17 protein-coding genes are annotated in these 20,952 nt (G+C 63.4%); 3 read left to right on the forward strand and 14 right to left on the reverse strand.

From position 1 onward, the window contains the following. The first annotated feature begins 429 nt into the window (after window positions 1-429). The gene (locus tag M3484_RS14330; RefSeq protein WP_249497393.1) at window positions 430-1,194 is read left to right on the forward strand and encodes an NAD kinase; all 765 of its coding nucleotides are present in this window, start codon (window positions 430-432) and stop codon (window positions 1,192-1,194) included. Between the two features lie 22 nt (window positions 1,195-1,216). Here the strand turns inward: M3484_RS14330 and M3484_RS14335 are convergent, their stop codons facing one another. From M3484_RS14335 to M3484_RS14400, 14 genes are all read right to left on the reverse strand, one after another. Further along, a complete protein-coding gene (locus M3484_RS14335) occupies window positions 1,217-2,680 on the reverse strand; it encodes a sigma-54-dependent transcriptional regulator (RefSeq protein ID WP_249497394.1) in 1,464 nt (487 codons plus the stop codon). 264 nt (window positions 2,681-2,944) lie between these two features. After that, on the reverse strand, window positions 2,945-4,834 hold the full coding sequence (locus M3484_RS14340; protein ID WP_092899639.1) for a propionyl-CoA synthetase: 1,890 nt from the start codon (window positions 4,832-4,834) through the stop codon (window positions 2,945-2,947). 251 nt (window positions 4,835-5,085) lie between these two features. Then, the gene (locus M3484_RS23810) at window positions 5,086-7,377 is read right to left on the reverse strand and encodes an NADP-dependent malic enzyme (RefSeq protein ID WP_249497395.1); all 2,292 of its coding nucleotides are present in this window, start codon (window positions 7,375-7,377) and stop codon (window positions 5,086-5,088) included. Between the two features lie 160 nt (window positions 7,378-7,537). Next, window positions 7,538-9,445 (reverse strand): ATP-dependent zinc metalloprotease FtsH, encoded by a 1,908-nt coding sequence (gene ftsH / locus M3484_RS14350; RefSeq protein WP_249497396.1) that lies wholly within the window; start codon window positions 9,443-9,445, stop codon window positions 7,538-7,540. Between the two features lie 81 nt (window positions 9,446-9,526). After that, window positions 9,527-10,819: a tRNA lysidine(34) synthetase TilS gene (gene tilS, locus M3484_RS14355; RefSeq protein ID WP_249497397.1), complete on the reverse strand. Its 1,293-nt coding sequence runs from the start codon at window positions 10,817-10,819 to the stop codon at window positions 9,527-9,529. Then, window positions 10,810-11,634, reverse strand: a complete 825-nt coding sequence (ybgF, locus tag M3484_RS14360; protein WP_249497398.1) for a tol-pal system protein YbgF — start codon at window positions 11,632-11,634, stop codon at window positions 10,810-10,812. The genes tilS and ybgF overlap by 10 nt, the downstream gene beginning before the upstream one ends. A 1-nt stretch (window position 11,635) precedes the next feature. Further along, on the reverse strand, window positions 11,636-12,172 hold the full coding sequence (gene pal, locus M3484_RS14365; RefSeq protein WP_092899633.1) for a peptidoglycan-associated lipoprotein Pal: 537 nt from the start codon (window positions 12,170-12,172) through the stop codon (window positions 11,636-11,638). A gap of 119 nt (window positions 12,173-12,291) precedes the next feature. Beyond that, window positions 12,292-13,623 (reverse strand): Tol-Pal system beta propeller repeat protein TolB, encoded by a 1,332-nt coding sequence (tolB, locus tag M3484_RS14370; RefSeq protein ID WP_249497399.1) that lies wholly within the window; start codon window positions 13,621-13,623, stop codon window positions 12,292-12,294. Window positions 13,624-13,753: 130 nt separating this feature from the next. Next, window positions 13,754-14,245 (reverse strand): hypothetical protein, encoded by a 492-nt coding sequence (locus M3484_RS14375; protein ID WP_249497400.1) that lies wholly within the window; start codon window positions 14,243-14,245, stop codon window positions 13,754-13,756. Continuing rightward, window positions 14,245-15,525, reverse strand: a complete 1,281-nt coding sequence (tolA, locus tag M3484_RS14380) for a cell envelope integrity protein TolA (protein WP_249497401.1) — start codon at window positions 15,523-15,525, stop codon at window positions 14,245-14,247. Before tolA ends, M3484_RS14375 begins: the two co-directional genes overlap by 1 nt. Before the next feature lie 14 nt (window positions 15,526-15,539). Then, window positions 15,540-16,001, reverse strand: a complete 462-nt coding sequence (locus tag M3484_RS14385; protein ID WP_249497402.1) for an ExbD/TolR family protein — start codon at window positions 15,999-16,001, stop codon at window positions 15,540-15,542. 18 nt (window positions 16,002-16,019) lie between these two features. After that, window positions 16,020-16,718: a protein TolQ gene (gene tolQ, locus M3484_RS14390; protein WP_092899623.1), complete on the reverse strand. Its 699-nt coding sequence runs from the start codon at window positions 16,716-16,718 to the stop codon at window positions 16,020-16,022. Between the two features lie 136 nt (window positions 16,719-16,854). Continuing rightward, complete coding sequence (ybgC, locus tag M3484_RS14395) at window positions 16,855-17,253, reverse strand: tol-pal system-associated acyl-CoA thioesterase (RefSeq protein WP_249497403.1); 399 nt, start codon at window positions 17,251-17,253, stop codon at window positions 16,855-16,857. Then, complete coding sequence (locus M3484_RS14400) at window positions 17,246-17,893, reverse strand: hypothetical protein (protein WP_249497404.1); 648 nt, start codon at window positions 17,891-17,893, stop codon at window positions 17,246-17,248. The genes ybgC and M3484_RS14400 overlap by 8 nt, the downstream gene beginning before the upstream one ends. 138 nt (window positions 17,894-18,031) lie before the next feature. Here M3484_RS14400 and M3484_RS14405 point away from each other — a divergent pair, with 138 nt between their 5' ends. Continuing rightward, entirely contained in the window at window positions 18,032-18,844 is an 813-nt protein-coding gene (locus M3484_RS14405; RefSeq protein ID WP_092899617.1) for a TIGR00282 family metallophosphoesterase, read from the forward strand. Between the two features lie 218 nt (window positions 18,845-19,062). Further along, window positions 19,063-20,841 carry an SLC13 family permease gene (locus tag M3484_RS14410; RefSeq protein ID WP_249497405.1) on the forward strand — a complete coding sequence of 593 codons (1,779 nt, stop codon included), beginning with the start codon at window positions 19,063-19,065 and terminating at the stop codon, window positions 20,839-20,841. Window positions 20,842-20,952 lie beyond the last annotated feature (111 nt).

Here is a 20,952-nt window from a genome sequence, read left to right on the forward strand (position 1 = left end):
ATTCTCGCTCGCGATCAGCTCGATCTCATCGCGCTGACGGCCAAGTTCAGAGCGCACCGCTCCGAAAAGTTCGGGGTCGCGCGAGGAAAGAGATTCGGTGAAAAAGCCGGAATCGCGGGTCTGGGCGGTCATACTCGTCTCCGTTGGGCCATGCGGGATGGTATTTTTGGTTGCCGGTTGTTTAGAACACGTACCCCGCCAGGGAAAGGCCGGAAAGCGACCCGTTGCGATATGGTGACGAAATCAGGGCTGGTTGCGCCCGGGATGGCGGCTGTTCCCAGGTGCCTGCTGCCTGCCCCGGAAACTTCCTGGCGGGAACAATGAGGCCAGGGGGGGGCCCGGGACACTGCCCGGGTGAAAGACAGGGTGTGCCAGCCCTTGAGTTTCCGCCCCGCCGGGGTCAGGGTTGCGACCTGACGGAGAGGTGGGATGCAGCCAAAAATCAGGTTTACGGCCTCGAAGGCCCCGGCGGCGCAATCGGCACTGGCGCGGCTGACGGCCCGCTATGGGCAGACCGACCTGCGTCGTGCCTCGATTGTGGTCGCCCTGGGTGGTGACGGGTTCATGCTTGAGACGCTGCATGCGCAATCGGGGCGCGATCTGCCGGTCTATGGCATGAATTGCGGCACCATCGGCTTTCTGATGAATGCCTATATCGATGACGGGCTGCCCGAACGGCTGCAACTGGCCGAAGAGGCGTTGCTCAATCCGCTTTCGATGCAGGCCGAAAACGTGCGCGGCAAGGTCACCAACGCGCTTGCGGTCAATGAAGTGTCGCTCCTGCGGCAGGGACCGCAGGCGGCGCGGTTGCGGGTTTCGATTGACGGTCGTGAACGGATGGCGGAGCTGGTCTGTGACGGGGCGCTGGTGGCGACACCGGCCGGGTCGACCGCCTATAACTATTCGGCGCATGGGGTGATTCTGCCGATCGGCGCCGATGTTCTGGCCCTGACGGCGATGTCGGCTTTCCGCCCGCGCCGCTGGCGTGGGGCGCTTTTGCCGAAGACAGCCGAAGTGCGCTTTGATGTTCTCGATTCGGATAAGCGCCCGGTTATGGCCGATGCCGACAGCCGCAATTCGGTCCGCGATGTGATCTCGGTCGTGGTCCGTTCAAATTCCGAAATCAGCTATCGCCTGTTGTTCGACCCCGGGCATGGCCTGGAGGAACGGTTGATCCGAGAGCAGTTTGTCTGATATTTCTATGGGTTGCGCGCCGTCAGCTCTGGCCTGACTTCCAGGCTTCGATCCGGCGGTACAGTGTCGAGACCGAGATATCGAGATCATGGGCCGCTTTTGGAACCGAGCCCTGATGACGCGCAAGCGCCGCTTCGATGGCCATGCGTTCGATCTCGGCCAGGGTTTTTCCTGCGAAAACGGGCCCGGCGTCGTCAAAACGCGCAGCGACTGGCGCAAAGCCGGCCGCCCGGGACCCGGTGGTCCCACCCGCGGTCCCGAGAGGCGCGTCTGGAGGTGAGGCCCCCCTATGCTGACCGGGGTCTTCGCGCAGCATTTCGACGGGCAGCATATCCGGCGTCACAAGGCCGCCCGGCTGCAGCACCGCGATATTGCGCATAACATTCAAAAGCTGACGCACATTGCCCGGCCAGCGGTAGCGCAACAGGATCCGCTGTGTCTCGGGCGCGACTCCTGCGAAGCTCTTACCCTCCTCACCGCCAAAGCGGCGCAGCGCGACCTCGGCGATTTCGGCGGCGTCGCGGCCGCGATCCCGCAAAGGTGGCATATGCAGAGGCACCACATGCAGGCGGTAATAGAGGTCTTCGCGGAACTGCCCGCGCCGCACCGCATCGAGCGGGTCCTGATTGGTGGCGCAGATGATCCGGACATCAACCTTTTGCGGTCGGGTTGCGCCGAGCGGCTGCACCATCGAGGTCTGCAGGAAGCGCAGAAGCTTGGTCTGCAGCGCCGGTGCCATCTCGCAGACCTCGTCAAGAAACAGCGTCCCACCATCCGCCGCCATTGCTGCACCGGGCTTATCGGCGATGGCGCCGGTGAAACTGCCTTTCAGATGGCCGAATACCTCGGATTCCAGCAGGTCATGCGGGATTGCGCCGCAGTTCAGAGCAATAAACGGGCCGCGCGCGCGCGGCGATTGGGTGTGCAGGGCGATGGCTGCAAGCTCTTTGCCGGTGCCGCTTTCGCCGGTGATGAAAACAGTGGCGATGGAGCCCGCAACCGATGAAATCACCCGATGCACCTGTTTCATCGCCTCGGAGGAGCCGATGCTGGCGGCAGGATCGCTGCTGGCGGCGGTCTCCGCCCGTCGTTTCGGCGCCGGCTGGCCGGGGGCGGTTTCCTCGGCGGCCAGAACCGCGGCACGGACTGCCGCGAGAAACCGGTTTTCTTCGAAGGGTTTAAGCAGGAAGTCAAAAGCCCCCGCCCGCATCGCCGCCACGGCCCGGTCGACCGATCCCTGCGCCGACATGACCACAACACAAAGGTCAGGGTTGATGGCCAGCATTTCGGACATCAGCGCCAGACCATCGCGATCGGGCAACATGAGATCGAGAATGACCACCCCGGGTTTCACCTGATGCAGCAGCTGCAGCGCCTCTGACGCGCTGCCGGCGGGATGCACATTCATTCCGGCAGCAGTCAGGACGGAACGGTAAACAAATTGCAACGATGGCGTATCTTCAACCAGCAGAACAGGTATCCGCATCTGACTCACACCCGGACTGTCTGCCAATCTGGCAGGGAGCACATCAATTCAGCCATCAAACAGGCCAGGGAAATAATATTCATGGAATGAAATTTCTTTCTTCCACAATGGCGTAAGCTGGCACGACCAGAGTGTCAGGTCCAGTGCCTCGCGTCATTCAGGCAGTCGGACCCGGCGTCAAGGACGGATTCCCGCCTGGTTCCGATGTGAGAAGGGCGCCGTGCCGGTCAGGACACAGCGCCGCAACTCGCAAATCCGCCGGAATCAGCCGGCGAGGCCGATGGATTTCAGCGCAATTGTGATCTCGTCGAGGATCACGGGGTCGTCGATTGTTGCGGGCATTTTCCATTCGGTGCCATCGGCGATTTTCACCATGGTGCCGCGCAGGATCTTGCCCGATCGGGTCTTCGGCAGGCGGTCGATCACCAGCGCGCGTTTGAAATCAGCGACCGGGCCGATGCGGTCGCGCATCAGTTTCACGCATTCCTTCACCACATCGTCATATGGGCGGCTGGTGCCCTTGTTCAGGCACAAAAAGCCCAGGGGTGATTGGCCTTTCAGCGTGTCGGCCACCCCGATCACCGCACATTCGGCGACATCCGGATGCGAGGCCAGCACCTCTTCCATCGCGCCGGTCGAAAGCCGGTGGCCTGCCACATTGATCACATCATCGGTGCGGGCCATGATGTAGAGATAGCCGTCTTCGTCGATATAACCGGCATCTCCTGTCTCGTAAAAGCCAGGGAAATGAGAGAGATAGCTCTTTTTGAAACGGTCTTCGGCATTCCACAGCCCGGGCAGGTTGCCGGGAGGCAATGGCAGTTTCACCGCAATTGCGCCAAGCGTGCCGGAGGCCACCGGATGCCCGCCTTCATCCAGCACCTGGATATCATATCCGGGCATCGGCACCGAAGGGCTGCCGGGTTTGATGGGCAGCGCTTCAATACCCATCGGATTGGCGGCAATGGCCCAGCCGGTCTCGGTCTGCCACCAATGGTCGATTACCGGCACATTCAGATGCCGCGCCGCCCAGGCGATGGTGTCGGGATCAGCGCGCTCGCCGGCGAGGAAGCAGTATTTCAGATGCTTCATATTGTAATCTTTGACGAATTCCCCGGCAGGGTCGTCGCGCTTTATGGCCCGGAGCGCGGTCGGTGCGGTAAAGAAGCTCTTCACCTTGTTTTCCGCGATCACCCGCCAGAAGGTGCCGGCATCCGGCGTGCCGACGGGTTTCCCCTCGAATACGATGGTGGTGCAGCCTCTGATCAGCGGCGCGTAGCAGATATAGCTGTGACCAACGACCCAGCCCACGTCTGACGCGGCCCAGAAGACCTCGCCGGGGTCCATGTCGTAGATCGCCTTCATGGTCCAGTTCAGCGCGACGAGATGGCCGCCGGTCGCGCGGATCACGCCCTTCGGCGCGCCGGTGGTGCCGGAGGTGTAAAGGATATAGGCCGGGTGATTGCCTTCGACGGGCAGGCATTCGGCGGGCTCAACGCCATACTGAAAACTGTGCCAGGCGACATCGCGGCCCTCGATCAGTTGGGCAACCTCTTGCTCACGCTGAAAAATAACACAGAAGTCAGGCTTGTGGACGGCCTGGTCGATGGCGGCATCCAGCAGTGGTTTGTAATGTACGATGCGCGAGGGTTCGATGCCGCAGGATGCTGCGATGATCGCCTTGGGGGTGCAGTCATTGATGCGCACCGCCAGTTCATTGGCTGCAAACCCGCCGAAGACGACCGAGTGGATCGCGCCGAGCCGGCCGCAGGCCAGCATCGCTTCCAGCGCCTCGGGGATCATCGGCATATAGATGATGACCCGGTCGCCCTTGGTCACGCCTTTGGCCCGCAGCGCACCTGCGAGGCTGGCCACGCGTTTTTGTAATTCGCGGTAGGTGATGCCCTTTTTCAGATGGGTGACCGGGCTGTCATGGATGATCGCCAGCTGTTCGCCGCGCCCGGCTTCGACATGCCGGTCAACCGCGTTCCAGCAGGTATTCACCAGCCCGTCAGCGAACCATTCGTAATTCGGTGCGTGGTCGGCATTCAGCGCGCGGGAGGGCTGTTTTGCCCAGTCGATGCCCTGGGCCTGCTCCATCCAGAACCCGTCCGGGTCGGATTTCCATTGCGCGTAGACGTCGCGATACCCCATCCCTGCTCCTCCTCCTGACTTAAGCGTTTGTTATGCCAGGGTGTCGAAGGGCGCAACTTTGTTACCGGCAACGGTGCTGCCGGAATCGCGTTGGTTTGCAGAATTCGCGATAATGGGTTGCGAAATATTTGCAAATTTGGATTTGCCGGTATGTACGACGCGAAATCCCGAGAGGTTTGCAAATTTCCGGTGCAGGACGCGCCTTACAGCGGAGAGGTGATTCTCTCCCCGCTGCAAGTGTCAGCGCCGGTTCAGCCGTAATGCGAAACCGGTGTGCCGGCGATGGCCGACATGTTCAGCAGGCCCCGCGCGGTGATCGCCGGCGTCACCACATGCGCCTTATTGCCCATTCCGATCAGGATCGGCCCGACCTCCAGTCCGCCGGCGCGCATCTTGAGGATGTTGCGCACCCCCGACGCCGTATCGGCCGAGGCGAACAGCAGCACATTCGCGGCACCTTCGAACCGAGCGCCCGGCAGCAACCGCTCACGCAGCTCCTGGTCGAGCGCGGTGTCGACATTCATCTCGCCCTCATAGGCGAAATCGGGTTCGCGCGCGTCGAGCAGTTCCAGCGCCTCGCGCATCACCCGGCCCGAACGGTTGTCCATATTCCCGAACTGGCTTTGCGAGCAGAATGCGATTTTCGGCGTGATGCCGAAGCGGCGCAGATGGCGGGCGGCACCCATCGCGGTTTCCATGATCTGCTGCGCGGTGGGCTCGGCATTCACATGGGTATCGGCGACAAAAAGCGGGCCATCTTCGAGAATCATCATCGAAAGTGCCGCCACCGCGTGACGTCCGTCGCGGGCGAGAACCTGGCGTATATAGTTGAGATGCCAGTGATATTGCCCGAAGGTGCCGCAGATCAGGCTGTCGGCCTCGTTGCGATGCACCATGACGGCGGCGATGGCGGTTGTATTGGTGCGCATCACCGCGCGCGCGATGTCGGGCGAGACGCCGCGCCGCGCCATCAGTTCGTGATAGGTGCCCCAATAGTCGCGGTAGCGCGGATCATTTTCTGGGTTAACAAGATGGAAATCGCGGCCCGGGCGGATGGCGAGACCATAGCGTTCGCAGCGTGCCTCGATCACTTCGGGGCGGCCAATCAGGATCGGAACGTCGGTGGTTTCCTCAAGCATCGCATTCGCGGCGCGCAACACGCGCTCATCTTCGCCTTCGGCAAAGACGATGCGGCGGGTGACGGTGCGGGCCGCCTCGAAAACCGGGCGCATCAGAAGTGCCGAGCGGAAGACCGAGCCGTCGAGCTTGCGCTTATAGGCATCGGGGTCGGTCAGCGGCCGGGCCGCCACGCCGGAACTGGTCGCCGCACAGGCCACGGCCGAGGCAACAACGCCGATCAGCCGCGGGTCAAACGGCTTCGGGATCAGATAATCCGGGCCGAAGGTCAGCTGTTCACCCTGATAAGCGGCAGCGGCCTCTGCCGAGGTGGTCTGGCGTGCCAGCGCGGCGATGCCTTCGATACAGGCGAGCTCCATTTCGTCATTGATGGTGGTGGCGCCGACATCCAGCGCGCCCCGAAAGATGAAGGGGAAGCACAGGACGTTATTGACCTGGTTGGGGAAATCCGACCGCCCGGTGGCGATGATCGCGTCCGGGGCGACGGCGCGGGCCTCGGCGGGCAGGATCTCGGGCGTGGGGTTTGCGAGCGCGAAGATCACCGGCTTTGCGGTCATTGTGGCGACCATTTCCGCCGTCAGCACGCCGGGGCCGGAAAGGCCGAGGAACATATCGGCGCCCCTGATGACCTCGGCGAGTGTCGCCGGGGTGCTGCCCTGTGCGAAAGCCGCCTTTTGCGGCGTCATCTGCGTCTCGCGGCCCTGATAGACGAGGCCTTCAAGGTCACAAAGCCAGATATTCTCGCGTTTGACCCCGAGTTTCACCAACATTTCGAGGCAGGCGATTCCTGCCGCGCCGCCACCGGTGGATACCAGTTTGATATCTTCGAATTTCTTGCCGGCGACGATCATCGCATTGGTCGCTGCCGCACCGACGACGATCGCTGTTCCATGCTGGTCGTCGTGGAAAACGGGGATGTTCATCCGTTCGCGGCAAATTTGTTCAACGATGAAACAATCCGGCGCCTTGATGTCTTCAAGGTTGATTGCGCCGAAGGATGGCTCCAGCGCGCAGACAATTTCGGCCAGCTTGATCGGGTCGCTTTCATTCACCTCAATGTCAAAACAGTCGATATTGGCGAATTTCTTGAAGAGGACGGCCTTGCCTTCCATCACGGGTTTTGAGGCCAGAGCGCCGATATTTCCCAGCCCCAGCACCGCTGTACCGTTGGTAATCACGGCAACCAGGTTGGCGCGCGCGGTGTAGCGCGAGGCGGTGGAGGGGTCGGCCTTGATTTCGAGACAGGCCTCGGCCACGCCGGGCGAATAGGCGCGCGACAGGTCGCGGCCGGTGGCAAGCGGCTTGGTCGCGCGGATCTCCAGCTTACCCGGCTTGGGGAATTCGTGGTAATTCAGCGCCGCCTGACGCGCTGCCTGGGCTGCTTCATCCTGCATTCCGCTCGACATGGCTATCCTCCCCACCAGAATGGTTCACCCTTAAACGAGTGATATGTCATTTCCAATCATCTCTTGAGCCAAAGGCACCTTCACCTGCCGTAAAGCAGGTATGCAAAAGCCGGGAGGCGCGGTCGGCGCTTCCCGGCTGATGAAAAACAGATCCACAGGATCAGGTCGGCGAGGGTTCGGCATCTCCGGGCTTTGGCCCCCGCGAGGTGCGGGTTTTCGGGATCGCCAGCACCGAAGCCGCAGCTTCGCCGGCGTCTTCTGCACCGTCATCATCGCCGGGTTTCTGGCCCGCGAGAACCTTGCGGATCTCGTCGCCGGTCAGGGTCTCATATTCCAGCAGGCCCTGGGCCAGGCGCTCGAACTCTTCCTCATTCTCGGTGAGGATCTGCATCGCGCGGGCATAGCCCTCATCGACGATGGCTTTCACCTCATCCTCGATCAGCCGTTTGGTTTCGGCCGAAACCGAGAAGCCGCCGGTATTGCCGTTATAGCCCTCATGCGCTTCGGAATAGTCGATATTGCCGATCTTGTCCGACATGCCCCACCGCATGACCATGGCACGCGCCACGGCCGAGACGTTCTGGATATCGCCCGAGGCACCCGAGGAAACGCGGTCTTCGCCCCATTTCTTGATCTCGGCGGCCTTGCCGGCCATGCCCATGGCGATCCGGTCCTTCATCTGGTCCTTGTGCCAGGAATTGCGGTCCATCTCGGGCAGGCTCATTACCATGCCAAGCGCACCGCCGCGCGGCATGATCGTCGCCTTATAGACCGGGTCGCATTTCGGCAGTTTGATCCCGACAATCGCGTGACCGGCCTCGTGATAGGCGGTCATTTCCTTATCTTCCTGCGACATGACCATCGAGCGGCGTTCCGGCCCCATCATGACCTTGTCTTTCGCATGTTCGAAATCGGCCATGGTGACAAAACGGCGGCCCACGCGTGCGGCGGTCAGCGCGGCCTCATTCACGAGGTTCGCAAGGTCAGCCCCCGAGAAGCCGGGCGAGCCGCGCGCGATTGTGCGCAGATCGACATCGGCACCCAGCGGGATCTTGCGGGCATGGACGTTGAGGATCTTTTCGCGACCCTTGATATCGGGGTTCGAGACATTGATCTGGCGGTCAAAGCGGCCCGGACGCAACAGCGCGGGGTCAAGCACATCCTTGCGGTTCGTGGCCGCGACGATGATCACGCCTTCATTGGCCTCGAAACCGTCCATTTCGACCAGAAGCTGGTTCAGCGTCTGTTCGCGTTCATCATTGCCGCCGCCCATGCCGACGCCACGGGCGCGGCCGACAGCGTCGATTTCATCGATAAAGACGATACAGGGGGCGTTTTTCTTCGCCTGTTCGAACATGTCACGCACGCGCGACGCGCCGACACCCACGAACATCTCGACGAAATCCGAGCCGGAGATGGTGAAGAAGGGCACGCCTGCTTCGCCTGCAATGGCACGGGCGAGCAGCGTCTTACCGGTGCCGGGCGGGCCGACCAGCAGCGCGCCTTTCGGAATCTTGCCGCCAAGGCGCGAGAATTTCTGCGGGTTGCGCAGGAATTCGACGATCTCTTCCAGCTCTTCCTTGGCCTCATCGATGCCGGCCACATCGTCAAAGGTGACGCGGCCCTGCTTTTCGGTCAGCAGTTTTGCCCGCGATTTGCCAAAGCCCATCGCGCCGCCTTTGCCGCCGCCCTGCATCCGGTTCATGAAGAAGATCCAGATGCCGATCAGCAGGATGAAGGGCAGGAAGGTCACCAGCAGCGACGACAGGAAGCCCTGTTGCTGCGGGCTGGCCTGAACCTCGACCCCTTTCGCGATCAGCTTGTCGGTCACCTGTTCGTCACCGGGCTTGATGGTCGAGAAGGCGCCACCATCCTTGGTGCGTACCGTCACCCGCTCGCCGTCAAGGGTCACCGAGGCAACCCGGCCCTGATCCACCTGGGTGATGAACTCAGACCAGCTCAGCGAACGGGCGCCCATATTTGACTGGCCGCCAGAGAAGACCTGGAAAAGCGCCAGGACCAGCAAGAGCAGGACCACCCAGAATGCGATGTTGCGCGCGTTGTTCACGTATTTCTCCCGACAGGCGGCCAGCTGAGCCAGAGGGGCAGGGCCGCATTTTGTACTAATTTAGCAATCCAGGCCCTGGGTTCAATGCGATAAGATGAAACTTCCAAAGGTTGGGTAAAGGCTGGCCTGCCATTTGGCGGCAAATTGCGGGAAAAGGGGGGCGGAAACCAGCCGGTCGCCCTGCCAGAGTGAGGGCGAGACAAGGGCCGCATCCCGCCGGATGCCGGATCTGCGCCAGTCCGGCAACTGCGCAAGCCCATCTGTGCCAAGCGCGCGCAGGGTTGCATCGGGCAGGGACGGGCCGGTTACCTGCCAGCGATGATCCCAGGTCACGCCGGGATGCCATGCGAGCGGACCCGCAACGGCCTGCGGTTCGCGGGTCACACGGATTTCCTGCGGGCCTACACGGATCAGGCAGCCGCCCAGTGTGCTGCCACGATGACGCCAGAGTTCGCTGAGCACCTGATGCACGGAATCGGCACGGGGCGGGTGGCGGGTGCCGGAAATCCAGCGGATCGCGGCGATGATCAGGCGGCGCTGCAGCTCGAAGGGGCTCTCGGTGAAGGGGCGATGGGCGAAATGCAGCGCCCCGGCCTCTTCGCGGCCAAAGCGGGCGAAGGCGTCCGCGGTGGTATGGCGGAGCAGATCCTGCACATCGGCCAGATTGCTGATGGTCTCGCTGAGGCTGGAAAGCGTCAGACCAAGCGGCGCCAGCCCGGGCATCGCCTTGCGGATACGCGCGCGGGTATAGTGGTCATCTTCATTTGTCGGGTCATCGCACCAGGCAAAGCCATGACGGTTCAGGAAGGCGCGCAGCTCGGCCCGTGACCAGCCCAGGAGGGGCCGCCAGAAGCTGACAGCATTGTGATCAAAGCGCGCGCGCATCCCGGTCAGCCCGTCGAGGCCGGCGGCGCGGCCGAGGCCCATGACAAAGGTTTCGGCCTGATCATCGGCGGTATGGCCGAGGAGGATATGCGCGATCCCCCGTGATTTCGCCCAGGCTGCCAGCAGATCAAGCCGCGCTTGCCCGGCAGCCTGCATCAGATTGCCGGTGGCAGGATGACAGCTCCAGTCAAGTGTCTGATGCGCCAGCCCAAGGCCCGCCGCCGCCTGCGATACGAAATCGGCCTCATCAGCGGCTTCAGGGCGCAGGTGGTGATTGACGGTCGCGGCTTCGGCGCTCAGGCCCCAATGCGGCGCGGCCCGGGCGACCAGATGCAAAAGCGCTACTGAATCGCCACCGCCTGAGACTGCGACCCCGATTTTCGCAGCGCCGGCGTGATGCCGGAATTCAAAGGGCAGACATGATCTGAGCAGGCCGCGGTCGGCCGGCTCATGCTGTTCAAGCCAGCGATACTCTGGGCTCAGGGGCAACCGAGCCCCTGCATGGCGATGGTGGCCTGGGCCGAAGCCTGGCTGGTCGGGAAGTTCAGCGGCACCTGTTGCAGGGTGACGCAGGCCTGATCACGCTCGCCCAGCTGGCCGAAAGCCTCGCCGAGTTTCAGCAGCGCATCCGGGGCAATCGCCCCATCCGGCGCCGTGTTATAGGCGGTCAGATAGGCGCGTGCGGCCGGTGCGGTCTGGCCGGCCTGACGCAGGGCCTCGCCGCGCAGGTAATGCGCTTCGGGGATCAGCGGCCCGCCAGGATAGGATTTGGCATAGGTCTCAAAGAGCGCCGCAGCACCATGAAAGTCACCCTGACCGAGCACCCCCTTGGCCCGGTCAAAATCTGCCTGTTCTGCGACGGCAAGCGCTGGTGCGGAGGAGGTGCTGCCCTGAGACGGGGCAGCGGGCGCAGCGGGGGCGGCTGCGGCAGAGCTGCCACCGCCAAGTGGCGCGGTCGCGCCCATATTCATCGGATCACAGGACGGATCCGCGTCACAGATGCGGAATTCGATATCGCCGATGCGGTTGGTGCCGTCCTGGACGACACGGTTCAGCCGCAGCTCGACTTCTTCGGTGCGCGAGGTCAGCCGCATCAGCTCGGCCTCAAGCCTGTCCATCCGCGCCAGGGCATCGACACCGCCCACCCGCGCCGAAGCGCCGGTGGTGGTGAGCTCGCTCTTGAGCGAGTTGAATTCAGCGGCGAGCTGGCCCAGCTCGGCCCGCACATCGGCGAGGCTTTCCGCCGCCGCCGGTGTGGCGAGACCAAGGGCCAGCAGGGGAAGAAGGAACCTCGCCCGCATCATATTACGACCCGGCGCCGACCGAGAGAACCGTCACAGAGCGGCGGTTCTTGGAATAGCAGCTCTCGGTCGAGCAAACCTCGATCGGGCGTTCCTTGCCGTAAGAGATCGTGCGCATCCGCGAACCTGCAACGCCTTGCGACAGCAGGTATTGCTGCACCGATGCCGCGCGGCGCGCGCCAAGCGCGAGGTTGTATTCGCGGGTGCCCTGTTCGTCGGCATGGCCTTCGACGATGATCGCATAGCCCGGGTTCTGGTTCAGCCAGTTGGCCTGGCCGTTCAGAATCTGGCGGCCCTGATCCGAGACGGTGGACTGGTCAACCGCAAAGAGCACGCGGTCGCCGACGGTCTGGTTGAAATAGGCGATGGAGCGCGGATCATTCGGATCGCCGAGCCCGTTCGTGTCGATATAGCCCGACCCGCCGGTGCCACCGGTGCCGCCCGTACCACCTGGGCCACCCGCACCGTAACGGTCAGGGTTCTGACAGGCTGCAAGGCCAAGCGCGGCCACAAGAAGAAGGGCTTTCGGGGTAAAGCTCATCGTTTCGTCCTTATAATTCGGCTTTCGGGCCAGCGCGGATCAGTGTTTCGCCGCCCAGGTTAGCAGGTTCCGGGGGGCTGGGGAATCCGGCAGGATCGCCCAGGCCCGAAAATGGCGGTTTACGGCAACAGGGGTGACCAGGCCGGGTCGGACGCCGCGCCTTCGGTCGGGATCTGTTTCAGGTTTCTGCCGAAAGTATCGACCGACCAGAGCGAGGCCTGACCGCCGCCGCCCTCGGTCTCGCGGGTGAACATGATCACGCGGCCATTGGGCGACCAGGTCGGGCCCTCATCAAGGAAGGACGCGGTCAGCAGGCGCTCTTCCGATCCGTCAGTGCGCATGACACCGATGTGGAACCGGCCGGCATTTTGCTTGGTAAAGGCGATCAGGTCGCCGCGCGGGCTCCAGACCGGGGTGCTGTTGCGGCCCGCGCCGCCCGAGATCCGTTGCCCCTCGCCACCGCTCGCATTCATGACATAGATCTGGCTGCCGCCGGTGCGGTCGCTTTCGAAACAGATCTTGCTGCCATCCGGGGAATAGGAGGGCGCGGTTTCGATCGAGGGCGCATTGGTCAGCTGCTGGGTCTGCCCCGAGGACAGGTTCATCTTGTAGATATCGGTATTGCCGCCGCGTTCCAGGCTGAACACGACCGAGCCACCATCGGGCGAAAAGCGCGGCGCGAAGGTCATGGTGCCGGGCTGTTCCGCCAGCGTCTGGCGCTTGAGATTGGCGAGGTTCAGAAGCGTGATGCGCGGAAAGCCGGTCTCATAGCTGGTGTAAAGCAGCCGGTCGCCCGAGGGCGAGAAGCGCGGCGCCAGCACGATGGACGAGCTGTCGGTCAGATACTGCACATTGGCGCCGTCGTAATCCATCACCGCAAGACGCTTGAGACGGGCGTTTTTCGGACCGGATTCAGCGACATAGACCACACGGCTGTCGAAATAGGGGCCTTCGCCGGTCAGGGTCGAATAGACGAGGTCGGCAACCTTATGCGCCATGCGGCGCCAGCCGGCTTTGGTACCGGCGAATTGCATCGCGGCACCTTCGAACTGCTGACCATTCGCGATGTCATAGGCGCGGACCTTGACGGTGATCCGGTCTCCGGCTGCCGAGACCGCGCCAACGACCAGGACCTCCGATTTGATCACGCGCCAGTCTTCATAGGCGATCGCGCCGTCAAAGCTCTGGATCCGCGAGATATAGGCATCCCGGTTGATGGTGCGGAAGAGGCCGGTGCCGTCCAGATCCGATGTCACCACCTGCGCGAGATTGCGCGCGAGATCCCCGGCACCGCCTTCATCGACGAAGGCGGGTACTGCGATGGGCATCGGCTCGATCACGCCGGTGCCGATCCTGATCCGGGTCGGACTGTTCTGGGCGCGCACCATGGCGGGGACCATCACGGCCCCGGCCAGCAGGGTGGTCGCAAAGCTTCTTCTGGTGAAGGTCATCTGCCTCTCGCTCCGATCTCGTCCGGTCTGGTGCCGGGTTTGCGGCTCATGGTTAAAACATCCGCCGTAAACTCATCACGGCGTAAAAGGGTTCCTGTGTCATCTGACATCTGTGTCATTGGGCCATCTGTCATTGATTTTCCGCCTGAGTCGGACCAAAGACAAGATCGACCACCGCAGCCTCGGGTCTTCCCCCGGCCAGCGCGCCAAGTGCTTTTGTCAGGGTGCCGGCTGCGAGGGCCCGCTCCAGGCTGCGCATCGCGGCCTTTTGCGTGGCATCGGCCACTTCTCCGACCGGGCCGGAATAATCGGCCACTTCGATGATCGGCTGCCCGAGACTTTTGTTAAAGCAAAGCCGCAGCACGACGCGGGCGCGTTCAGACCCCGGAGGCAGCGTGCCCCTGTTATGGACCAGCGCTACCGCGCGGCCGATCTGATGCATCGCTTCGGGGCTGATGTCGTTATCGGACAGCAGATTGGCGCAGGTAAAGATTTCGACCACCGCATTGTTGCGGGGCGCGCGATCAGCCAGGGCCGGGCCGCCGGACAAAGTCGCCAGCGCGAAAAGAGCCGCCGGGCCCAGCAGAGCCGGGCGCGTCTGGGGGGCTGCGGCAATGGCCATCACCGCAGCCTCATCCCGCTGCCATCGAATTCGAATTCGAGAACTTTCCAGGTCTCGTATTTGCCCGGCGGCAGTGGAATGCCCCCCGACTGATAGGCGCGGGCAATCGCACTGCGGGCCGCGTTATAGGCGGCCTGGATCGCCTGCTGGCTGGGGCCGCGAGATTCGATCAGCGGCATATCACTGCCGGGCCTGCCGCTTTCGTCAAAGGTCACGCGCAGCACGACCACGGCATCCATCGCATCCGCACTCAGCGTTCCGACATTCCATTTCGACCCGATCGCGGCTGCGATATCGCCCATTTCACCGCCACTCAGCGGCGGGCCGCTGGCCGCCTGGCCCTGGCCGCCCGAGCCGGTATTGGCTGCGGCGACAGCGGCTGCGATTGCTGCCGCCTCGGCATCGGCGGCGGCCTTTTCGCGGGCGGCGGCCTCGCGGCGGGCTTTGGCTTCGGCCTCTGCCTGTGCGCGGTCGGCTGCGGCGACCTCAGCCGCGATGCGGGCATCGCGCTGGTCCTGGGTCTCGCCTGCAGGTTCCGGCGTGGGCTCCCGGGCAGGCTCGGGCGTCGGTGCCGTGCGATTCGGCCGCGGCTTCGGCCGGGGCGAGGTGCTCGGGCCCAGCGGCTCCGCGTCGCGGTCCTGCTGGTTGGCCTCGGTGATCAGCACATCGCCGCTGTTTACCTCGGTGGTCGCCTGCTGGTCCTCACGCGGGGGCTCGGGGGTCGGCTCCTCCGAGGTGGTGACCTGGTCCTGCGGCCGTTCTGCGGTCAGGGTGTCCTCGGGCGCGACCACCGGGTTCGGGGCGACGCGCTCTGCCGGCCGGGGTTTCGGCCGGGGCGAGGTGCTCATGGTCGGGATCGGCTGCTCTTCGGGCGCGAAAATGGCATCGGGCGGCGCGGGATTTGAGATCACCGGCTCGGGGATGGGCTGGGGGGTCGGTTCGGGCGTGGGGTCAGGCCGCGGCGCCGGTGTCGGCTCTGGCTGAGGTTCAGGTTGGGGCTGCGGTTCCGCTGTCGGCTCGGATACCGGCTCGTCAACCGACGGCTCCACCGGATCCGGGGTCGCGATGGTCTCGCCCGGCTCTGCCGTGTCATCACTGGGTTTCGGCGCGGCGGCCTCAAGTGCTGCGAAATCAATCGGGCTGATGGTCGAGACCGACATCGACATCGGCTCGGCCGGTGGAGAAGGCGAGAAGAACCAGTCGCCGATCATCACCCAGAGGATCAGGCCGGCATGGCCTGCCCCTGAGAGGATGGTGCCTGATTTGAAGCGCCCTTCCATGCTGTCGATCCGTCTCAGTTGGCCGCGCCGGCGCCGAAGCTCGGGCCCTGGCTGTCGGTCACCAGACCGATATCATTGAAACCGCCGGCATTCAGCGCGCCCATCACCTGGGCCACACGCTCATAAGCCAGATTGCCATCCGCGCGCAGATAGACCTTGTTTGAGCTCCGCTCCGCAGCAATTGCCTTGAGGCGGGGGATCAGCTCGTTCGGGTCGACTTCGCTGGTCATGATCATCACCAGACCATCAGCGGTCAGGGTGATCGAAAGCGGCTCTTCCTTTTCTTCGGCCATCGCCCGGGCGGCGGTTTCCGGAAGTTTGATCGGCACACCCACCGTCATCAGCGGGGCTGCGACCATGAAGATGATCAGCAAAACCAGCATCACGTCGACAAAGGGCGTGACGTTGATCTCGCTCATCGCGGCGGAAGATCCGCGACGGCGACCGCGCCGGCCACCGCCCCCGGATTTTTTCATCACCCCGGCGCCCATGGATCAGGAATCCAGCTGGCGCGACAGGATGGTCGCGAATTCATCGGCGAAGCTTTCCCAGTTGCCCTGGATATGTTCGCTGTCTGCGTTCAGTTTGTTGTAGAACACCACCGCCGGAATAGCCGCGATCAGGCCGATGCCGGTCGCCAGCAGTGCCTCGGCGATGCCGGGGGCCACGACGGCGAGCGAGGTGTTCTGCGAGATCGCGATTTCCTCGAACGAGTGCTTGATCCCCCAGATCGTGCCGAAAAGCCCGATAAAGGGCGCGGTCGATCCGGTGGTCGCGAGGAAGGAAAGGCCTTTGTTCAGCTTTTCGCTTTCGCGGGCAATGGCGACATCCATGGCGCGGTCGATCCGGGCCTGGGCACCGGCGATCAGTGCACCGTCCTGCTTGTGGCTGCGGCGCCATTCCAGCATCCCGGCTGCAAAGACCCGCTCAGATGCGCCCTGGGGTTCCGGCCCGATCCGCTCGTAAAGCTCGTCCAGCGGCTCGCCCGACCAGAAGGCCTGATCGAAAGCTGCGGCTTCTGCGCGGGATTTGCGGAACAGGATGTGTTTTTGGATGATGATTGCCCATGCCCAGAAAGACATGCCGATCAGAAGGATCATCACCAGTTTGACCGTAAAGGTCGCACGGGCAAAGAGGGCCAGCAGCGAGAAGTCAATCTCCTGCGCGGCTGTCGCGAGGGTTGTGGGGTCCATTGCGCCTGCTCGTTTAAGATCGCCGGTCAGTATTCGCCGGTCGTTAGACCTGATTCTAGCAGCGTTACAAGGGGAATGCCAACACATCTTAGCGAATGTGGCGTGAGCAGGGCGCCAGTTGCGGCTTTGCGGCGGCTCAGTGCAGCGAAGGGGCGAGCCGCGCGCGGATTTCTGCCGGGATGCGGCTGGCCTGGCCGGCGCCGGTCAGGCAGACCAGCGTGACAGTGGCGCGAAACAGCGTCTCGTCCTGGCGCCGGACCTCCTGGTCCAGCACGATGCGCGCACCGGTGACCGAGGTGAGGGTGGTGGTGACGGTCAGGGCGTCCTGGAATTTCGCAGGGCGCAGGTAATCGGCCTCGACCCGGCGGACGGCGAAGACGATGTCCTGCTGGTCGCGCAAAGCGATCTGGTCGATGCCGCAGGCGGCGACCCAGTCACTGCGGCCGCGCTCGATGAATTTCAGGTAATTGGCGTAATAGACGATGCCGGCAAGGTCGGTGTCTTCATACCAGACGCGGAGGCTGAATTCATGCATCGGGAGCTGCAATACTGTCGGGTGCGGGGAGCATCCTTGCCATCAGCCGCAGCGCATGGCCGGGGTCGCGGGCAACTGCGGGCAGGATCGGGTGATAGGCGGCGCGGATCAGGAGCGCGAGATCGGGATGCAGGATCACGTTGCCTTCGCTGCGGGCCAGCGGGGAAATCTGGCTGAAAGCGCCATCGGCGAAGGAAAGCATCGCCTCTGCTCCCTGGGCCAGTGCGAGGTCCTGGGCGGGCATGTCCGAGAGATGCTCATCCATCCTGAGAAACAGGAACACCGCCTTGATCGCGCCGGTCTCGTCGAACCGGAAGGTGCGGTAGCGATTGGCACCCTCGCCGCTGAGCCGCTCGCAAAGCGGTCCGAGGCCGGGGATCATATGGTCGAGCTTCGGCACCTGCGGCAGTTCCGCCCAGTCGCGGAAGAAAAACACCATCAGATTGGCGCCGAGTTCGGGGTCGGTTTCCGCCATGCTGTGGCCGGCAAGGGCGACGATTGCCTCGATGGCCCCCTTGACGGTCGCAAGCGTCGCATCATCGGTGCCGAAGATCACCGGCACGATGGGGCGGCCCCAGCGGGCGCAGAGGAAGCTGCCATCGCGGCGGGTGAAGAGCGTCTGGATCTGATCTGGCGACATGGCCTTTGGTTAGCGGGTTCCGCTCCGGGGCTCAACAGGGTGCTGCTGACTGGCTGCGGTTAGCTCTGGCGGGAGAGTATTGAAGTCAGGAGCAAGGGGGCTTGCAGGAAGGGGGGCAGAGGCATAAGGCGGATTGTCATGAAACTGCTTTTTCTTGGCGATGTGATGGGGCGCAGCGGGCGGGCGGCAATAACGGCCGGCCTGCCAAAGATGCGCGCGGATTGGGGTCTCGATTTTGTCGTGGTGAACGGCGAGAACGCGACCGGCGGCATGGGGCTTTCGGCTGACCATGCGAAGGGGATCCTGGCGGCGGGGGCCGATGTGGTCACGCTGGGGGATCACGCCTTTGACCAGAAGGATATGGCGCAGTTCCTTGAGGTTGAGCCGCGGGTGATCCGGCCGCTGAACTATTCCAGGATTGCACCAGGACGGGGCGCGCGGGTGTTTGACGCAGCCGGCGGGCGCAAGGTGCTGGTGGCGCAGGTGCTGGGCCGCGTGTTCATGAAGCAACCTTTCGACGATCCGTTTTCCGCCGTGGATCCGGTGCTGAAGGCGCATCGGCTGGGCGTCACGGTCCAGGCGGCGATCATTGATGTCCATGCCGAGGCGACATCCGAAAAGATGGGGCTCGGGCATTGGTGTGATGGTCAGGCGAGCCTTGTTGTGGGCACCCATACCCATGTGCCCACCGGCGATGCGCAGATCCTGAAGGGCGGCACGGCCTATCTGTCCGATGCCGGGATGTGCGGTGATTACGATTCGGTTATCGGCATGGAAAAGCTGGAGCCGATGCGCCGTTTCGTCACCGGCATGTCGAAGACCCGGTTCGAGCCGGCTGCGGGCGAGGCGACGCTTTCCGGGGTCTATGTCGAGACCGATGACCGGACCGGTCTTGCCACCCGGGTGGTGATGGTCCGCCAGGGCGGCCGCTTGCAGCAATCCGGCCCCTGATCGCGCAACCCTGGCCTCTGCCATTGCCGGAGGCAGTGGCGGGATGCGAGGCCTGGCTGTTTCCGACAGGCGCGGCATCTGCCCCGTTCTGAGCGTCTCGGGCCCTGTCCGGGCCGGGGCGACACCAGATCAGACCCAAAGACGACCGGCTTTGTAGAATTTTCTTCCCCGAACAGGGGGCGCATCCTATAAAGCCGCCAGTTCAGTTGAAGGTCATGATGCTCTGGTTTGAAATCTCCGCCGCCGCGCAGCCCTGGGTGGCGCTGACCATCCTTGTCGTGATGTTCGGCCTCTTTGTCTCAGAGATCATCCCGGTCGAGGTCACGGCCATTGCTGCCGCAGCGGTGATGATGCTGCTTGGCTTCCTGCCCCTGTCCGAGGCGCAATCAGTGCTGTCGAACCCGGCGCCCTGGACGATTGCGCTGATGTTTCTGGTGATGGGCGGGCTGGTGCGCACCGGCGCCATCGAGCAGGTGATCCATGCCGCCGAAAAGTCGGTCGAGGGCAATCCGCGTCTGACCATCATTGCGCTGTTTTCATTCATCGCGGTGGCCTCGGCTTTCATGAACAACACGCCTCTGGTGGCGGTGATGATCCCCGTGGTCATGCAACTGGCGCTGAAAATGGGCACGGCTCCGTCCAAGCTTTTGATCCCGCTTTCTTATATGACAGTAATGGCGGGGATGATGACGCTGATCGGAACCTCGACCAACCTGCTGGTGGACGGGGTGGCGGTCAAGGCCGGGATGGCGCATTTCACGCTCTTTGAGATCCTGCCTTTGGGACTTGCGGTGACGGTTGTGGGCGCGATCTTTCTTGGTCTCTTTGCCAACCGGCTTTTGCCTGTGCGCCAGTCGATGGGGATGCTGCTGACCGACCGGCGCAAGATGAAATATTTCACCGAAGTTGCGATCCCGGAAGACAGCCCGCTGGTCGGCCAGGCGCCGCTGGAGGTTGATCTGTTTCGCCGGAACGGCGTGCGGCTGATCGACGTTCTGCGTGGCGACGCCTCACTGCGCCGTGACCTCGCGCCGGTGCGGCTGGAACCCGGAGACCGCGTTGTGCTGCGCGCCGAACTGGCCGATCTGATGGAATTCGACCGCCGCCGCGAGGTGCATCTGGTCGATAAGCTCTCCTCGGTCAAAACCGAGACGGTCGAGGTGCTGATCGGCCCCGGCTGCCGGATGGAGGGGCAGCGTCTGGGCGATCTGCGCCTGCGCCGCCGCTATGGCGTCTATGTTCTGGCCGCGCATCGTCGCAACCAGAATATCGGCCGCCAGCTGGATGATCTGATCGTGCGGGTCGGCGATACCTTGCTGCTGGAAGGCGCGATCGAGGACATCCAGCGCCTTGCCGCGGATATGGACCTCGTCGATATCACCCGCCCGCGCGAAAAGCCCTATCGCCGTGCGAAAGCTCCCATCGCGGTCGGAGCCCTTGCCTTCATCGTCATCCTCTCGGCCTTTGACGTGGCGCCGATCCAGCTGTTGGCCTTCCTCGCCGTGGCGGTGATCCTTGTCTCACGCTGCGTCGACAGCGACGAGGCTTTCAGCTTTGTCGATGGCCGCCTGCTGGCGATGATCTTCGCCATGCTGGCGGTGGGCGAGGGGCTGGACCGTTCCGGCGCCGTCGAAATGATCGTGAATGCCGCCGCGCCCTGGCTCCAGGGGCTCTCGCCTTTCTTCCTGATCCTTGCGGTCTATTTTCTCGGCCTCGTGCTGACCGAGTTTCTGTCGAACAACGCGGTCGCGGTGATCTATACCCCCGTCGCCATCGAGCTTGCCAGAAATCTCGGAATTGATCCGCGCCCGCTGGTGGTCGCGGTGATGTTCTCGGCCACACTCGCCTTCGCCACGCCCGTTGGCTACCAGACCAATATGATGGTCTACGGTCCCGGCGGCTACCGGTTCTCCGATTACATGCGCGTCGGCCTGCCGCTCAACATCATCCTGATGTTCCTTTGCTCTGCCCTGATCCCCGTTTTCTGGCCGCTCTGAGCCGTTTTCTTCATTTTCTGTCCAAAAATATCCCAGGCGGGCCGGGGGACTGGTCCCCCTGCTCTTGCCGCATCCCCGAGGGCCGGTGTAAAGAACCCCACCAGCGAAATC

This window comes from Pseudomonas sp. GX19020, assembly GCF_023371075.1.
In the GTDB taxonomy this organism is placed as follows: Bacteria; Pseudomonadota; Alphaproteobacteria; order Rhodobacterales; family Rhodobacteraceae; genus Pseudogemmobacter.

What these genes read in the sequence shown, in the direction of transcription:
- M3484_RS14330 (WP_249497393.1), top strand. Translation starts at nt 430, where the DNA reads ATGCAGCCAAAAATCAGGTTTACGGCCTCGAAGGCCCCGGCGGCGCAA.
- M3484_RS14335 (WP_249497394.1), bottom strand. Translation starts at nt 2,680, where the DNA reads ATGCGGATACCTGTTCTGCTGGTTGAAGATACGCCATCGTTGCAATTT.
- M3484_RS14340 (WP_092899639.1), bottom strand. Translation starts at nt 4,834, where the DNA reads ATGGGGTATCGCGACGTCTACGCGCAATGGAAATCCGACCCGGACGGG.
- M3484_RS23810 (WP_249497395.1), bottom strand. Translation starts at nt 7,377, where the DNA reads ATGTCGAGCGGAATGCAGGATGAAGCAGCCCAGGCAGCGCGTCAGGCG.
- ybgF (WP_249497398.1), bottom strand. Translation starts at nt 11,634, where the DNA reads ATGATGCGGGCGAGGTTCCTTCTTCCCCTGCTGGCCCTTGGTCTCGCC.
- pal (WP_092899633.1), bottom strand. Translation starts at nt 12,172, where the DNA reads ATGAGCTTTACCCCGAAAGCCCTTCTTCTTGTGGCCGCGCTTGGCCTT.
- tolB (WP_249497399.1), bottom strand. Translation starts at nt 13,623, where the DNA reads ATGACCTTCACCAGAAGAAGCTTTGCGACCACCCTGCTGGCCGGGGCC.
- M3484_RS14375 (WP_249497400.1), bottom strand. Translation starts at nt 14,245, where the DNA reads ATGGCCATTGCCGCAGCCCCCCAGACGCGCCCGGCTCTGCTGGGCCCG.
- tolA (WP_249497401.1), bottom strand. Translation starts at nt 15,525, where the DNA reads ATGGAAGGGCGCTTCAAATCAGGCACCATCCTCTCAGGGGCAGGCCAT.
- M3484_RS14385 (WP_249497402.1), bottom strand. Translation starts at nt 16,001, where the DNA reads ATGAAAAAATCCGGGGGCGGTGGCCGGCGCGGTCGCCGTCGCGGATCT.
- tolQ (WP_092899623.1), bottom strand. Translation starts at nt 16,718, where the DNA reads ATGGACCCCACAACCCTCGCGACAGCCGCGCAGGAGATTGACTTCTCG.
- ybgC (WP_249497403.1), bottom strand. Translation starts at nt 17,253, where the DNA reads ATGCATGAATTCAGCCTCCGCGTCTGGTATGAAGACACCGACCTTGCC.
- M3484_RS14400 (WP_249497404.1), bottom strand. Translation starts at nt 17,893, where the DNA reads ATGTCGCCAGATCAGATCCAGACGCTCTTCACCCGCCGCGATGGCAGC.
- M3484_RS14405 (WP_092899617.1), top strand. Translation starts at nt 18,032, where the DNA reads ATGAAACTGCTTTTTCTTGGCGATGTGATGGGGCGCAGCGGGCGGGCG.
- M3484_RS14410 (WP_249497405.1), top strand. Translation starts at nt 19,063, where the DNA reads ATGCTCTGGTTTGAAATCTCCGCCGCCGCGCAGCCCTGGGTGGCGCTG.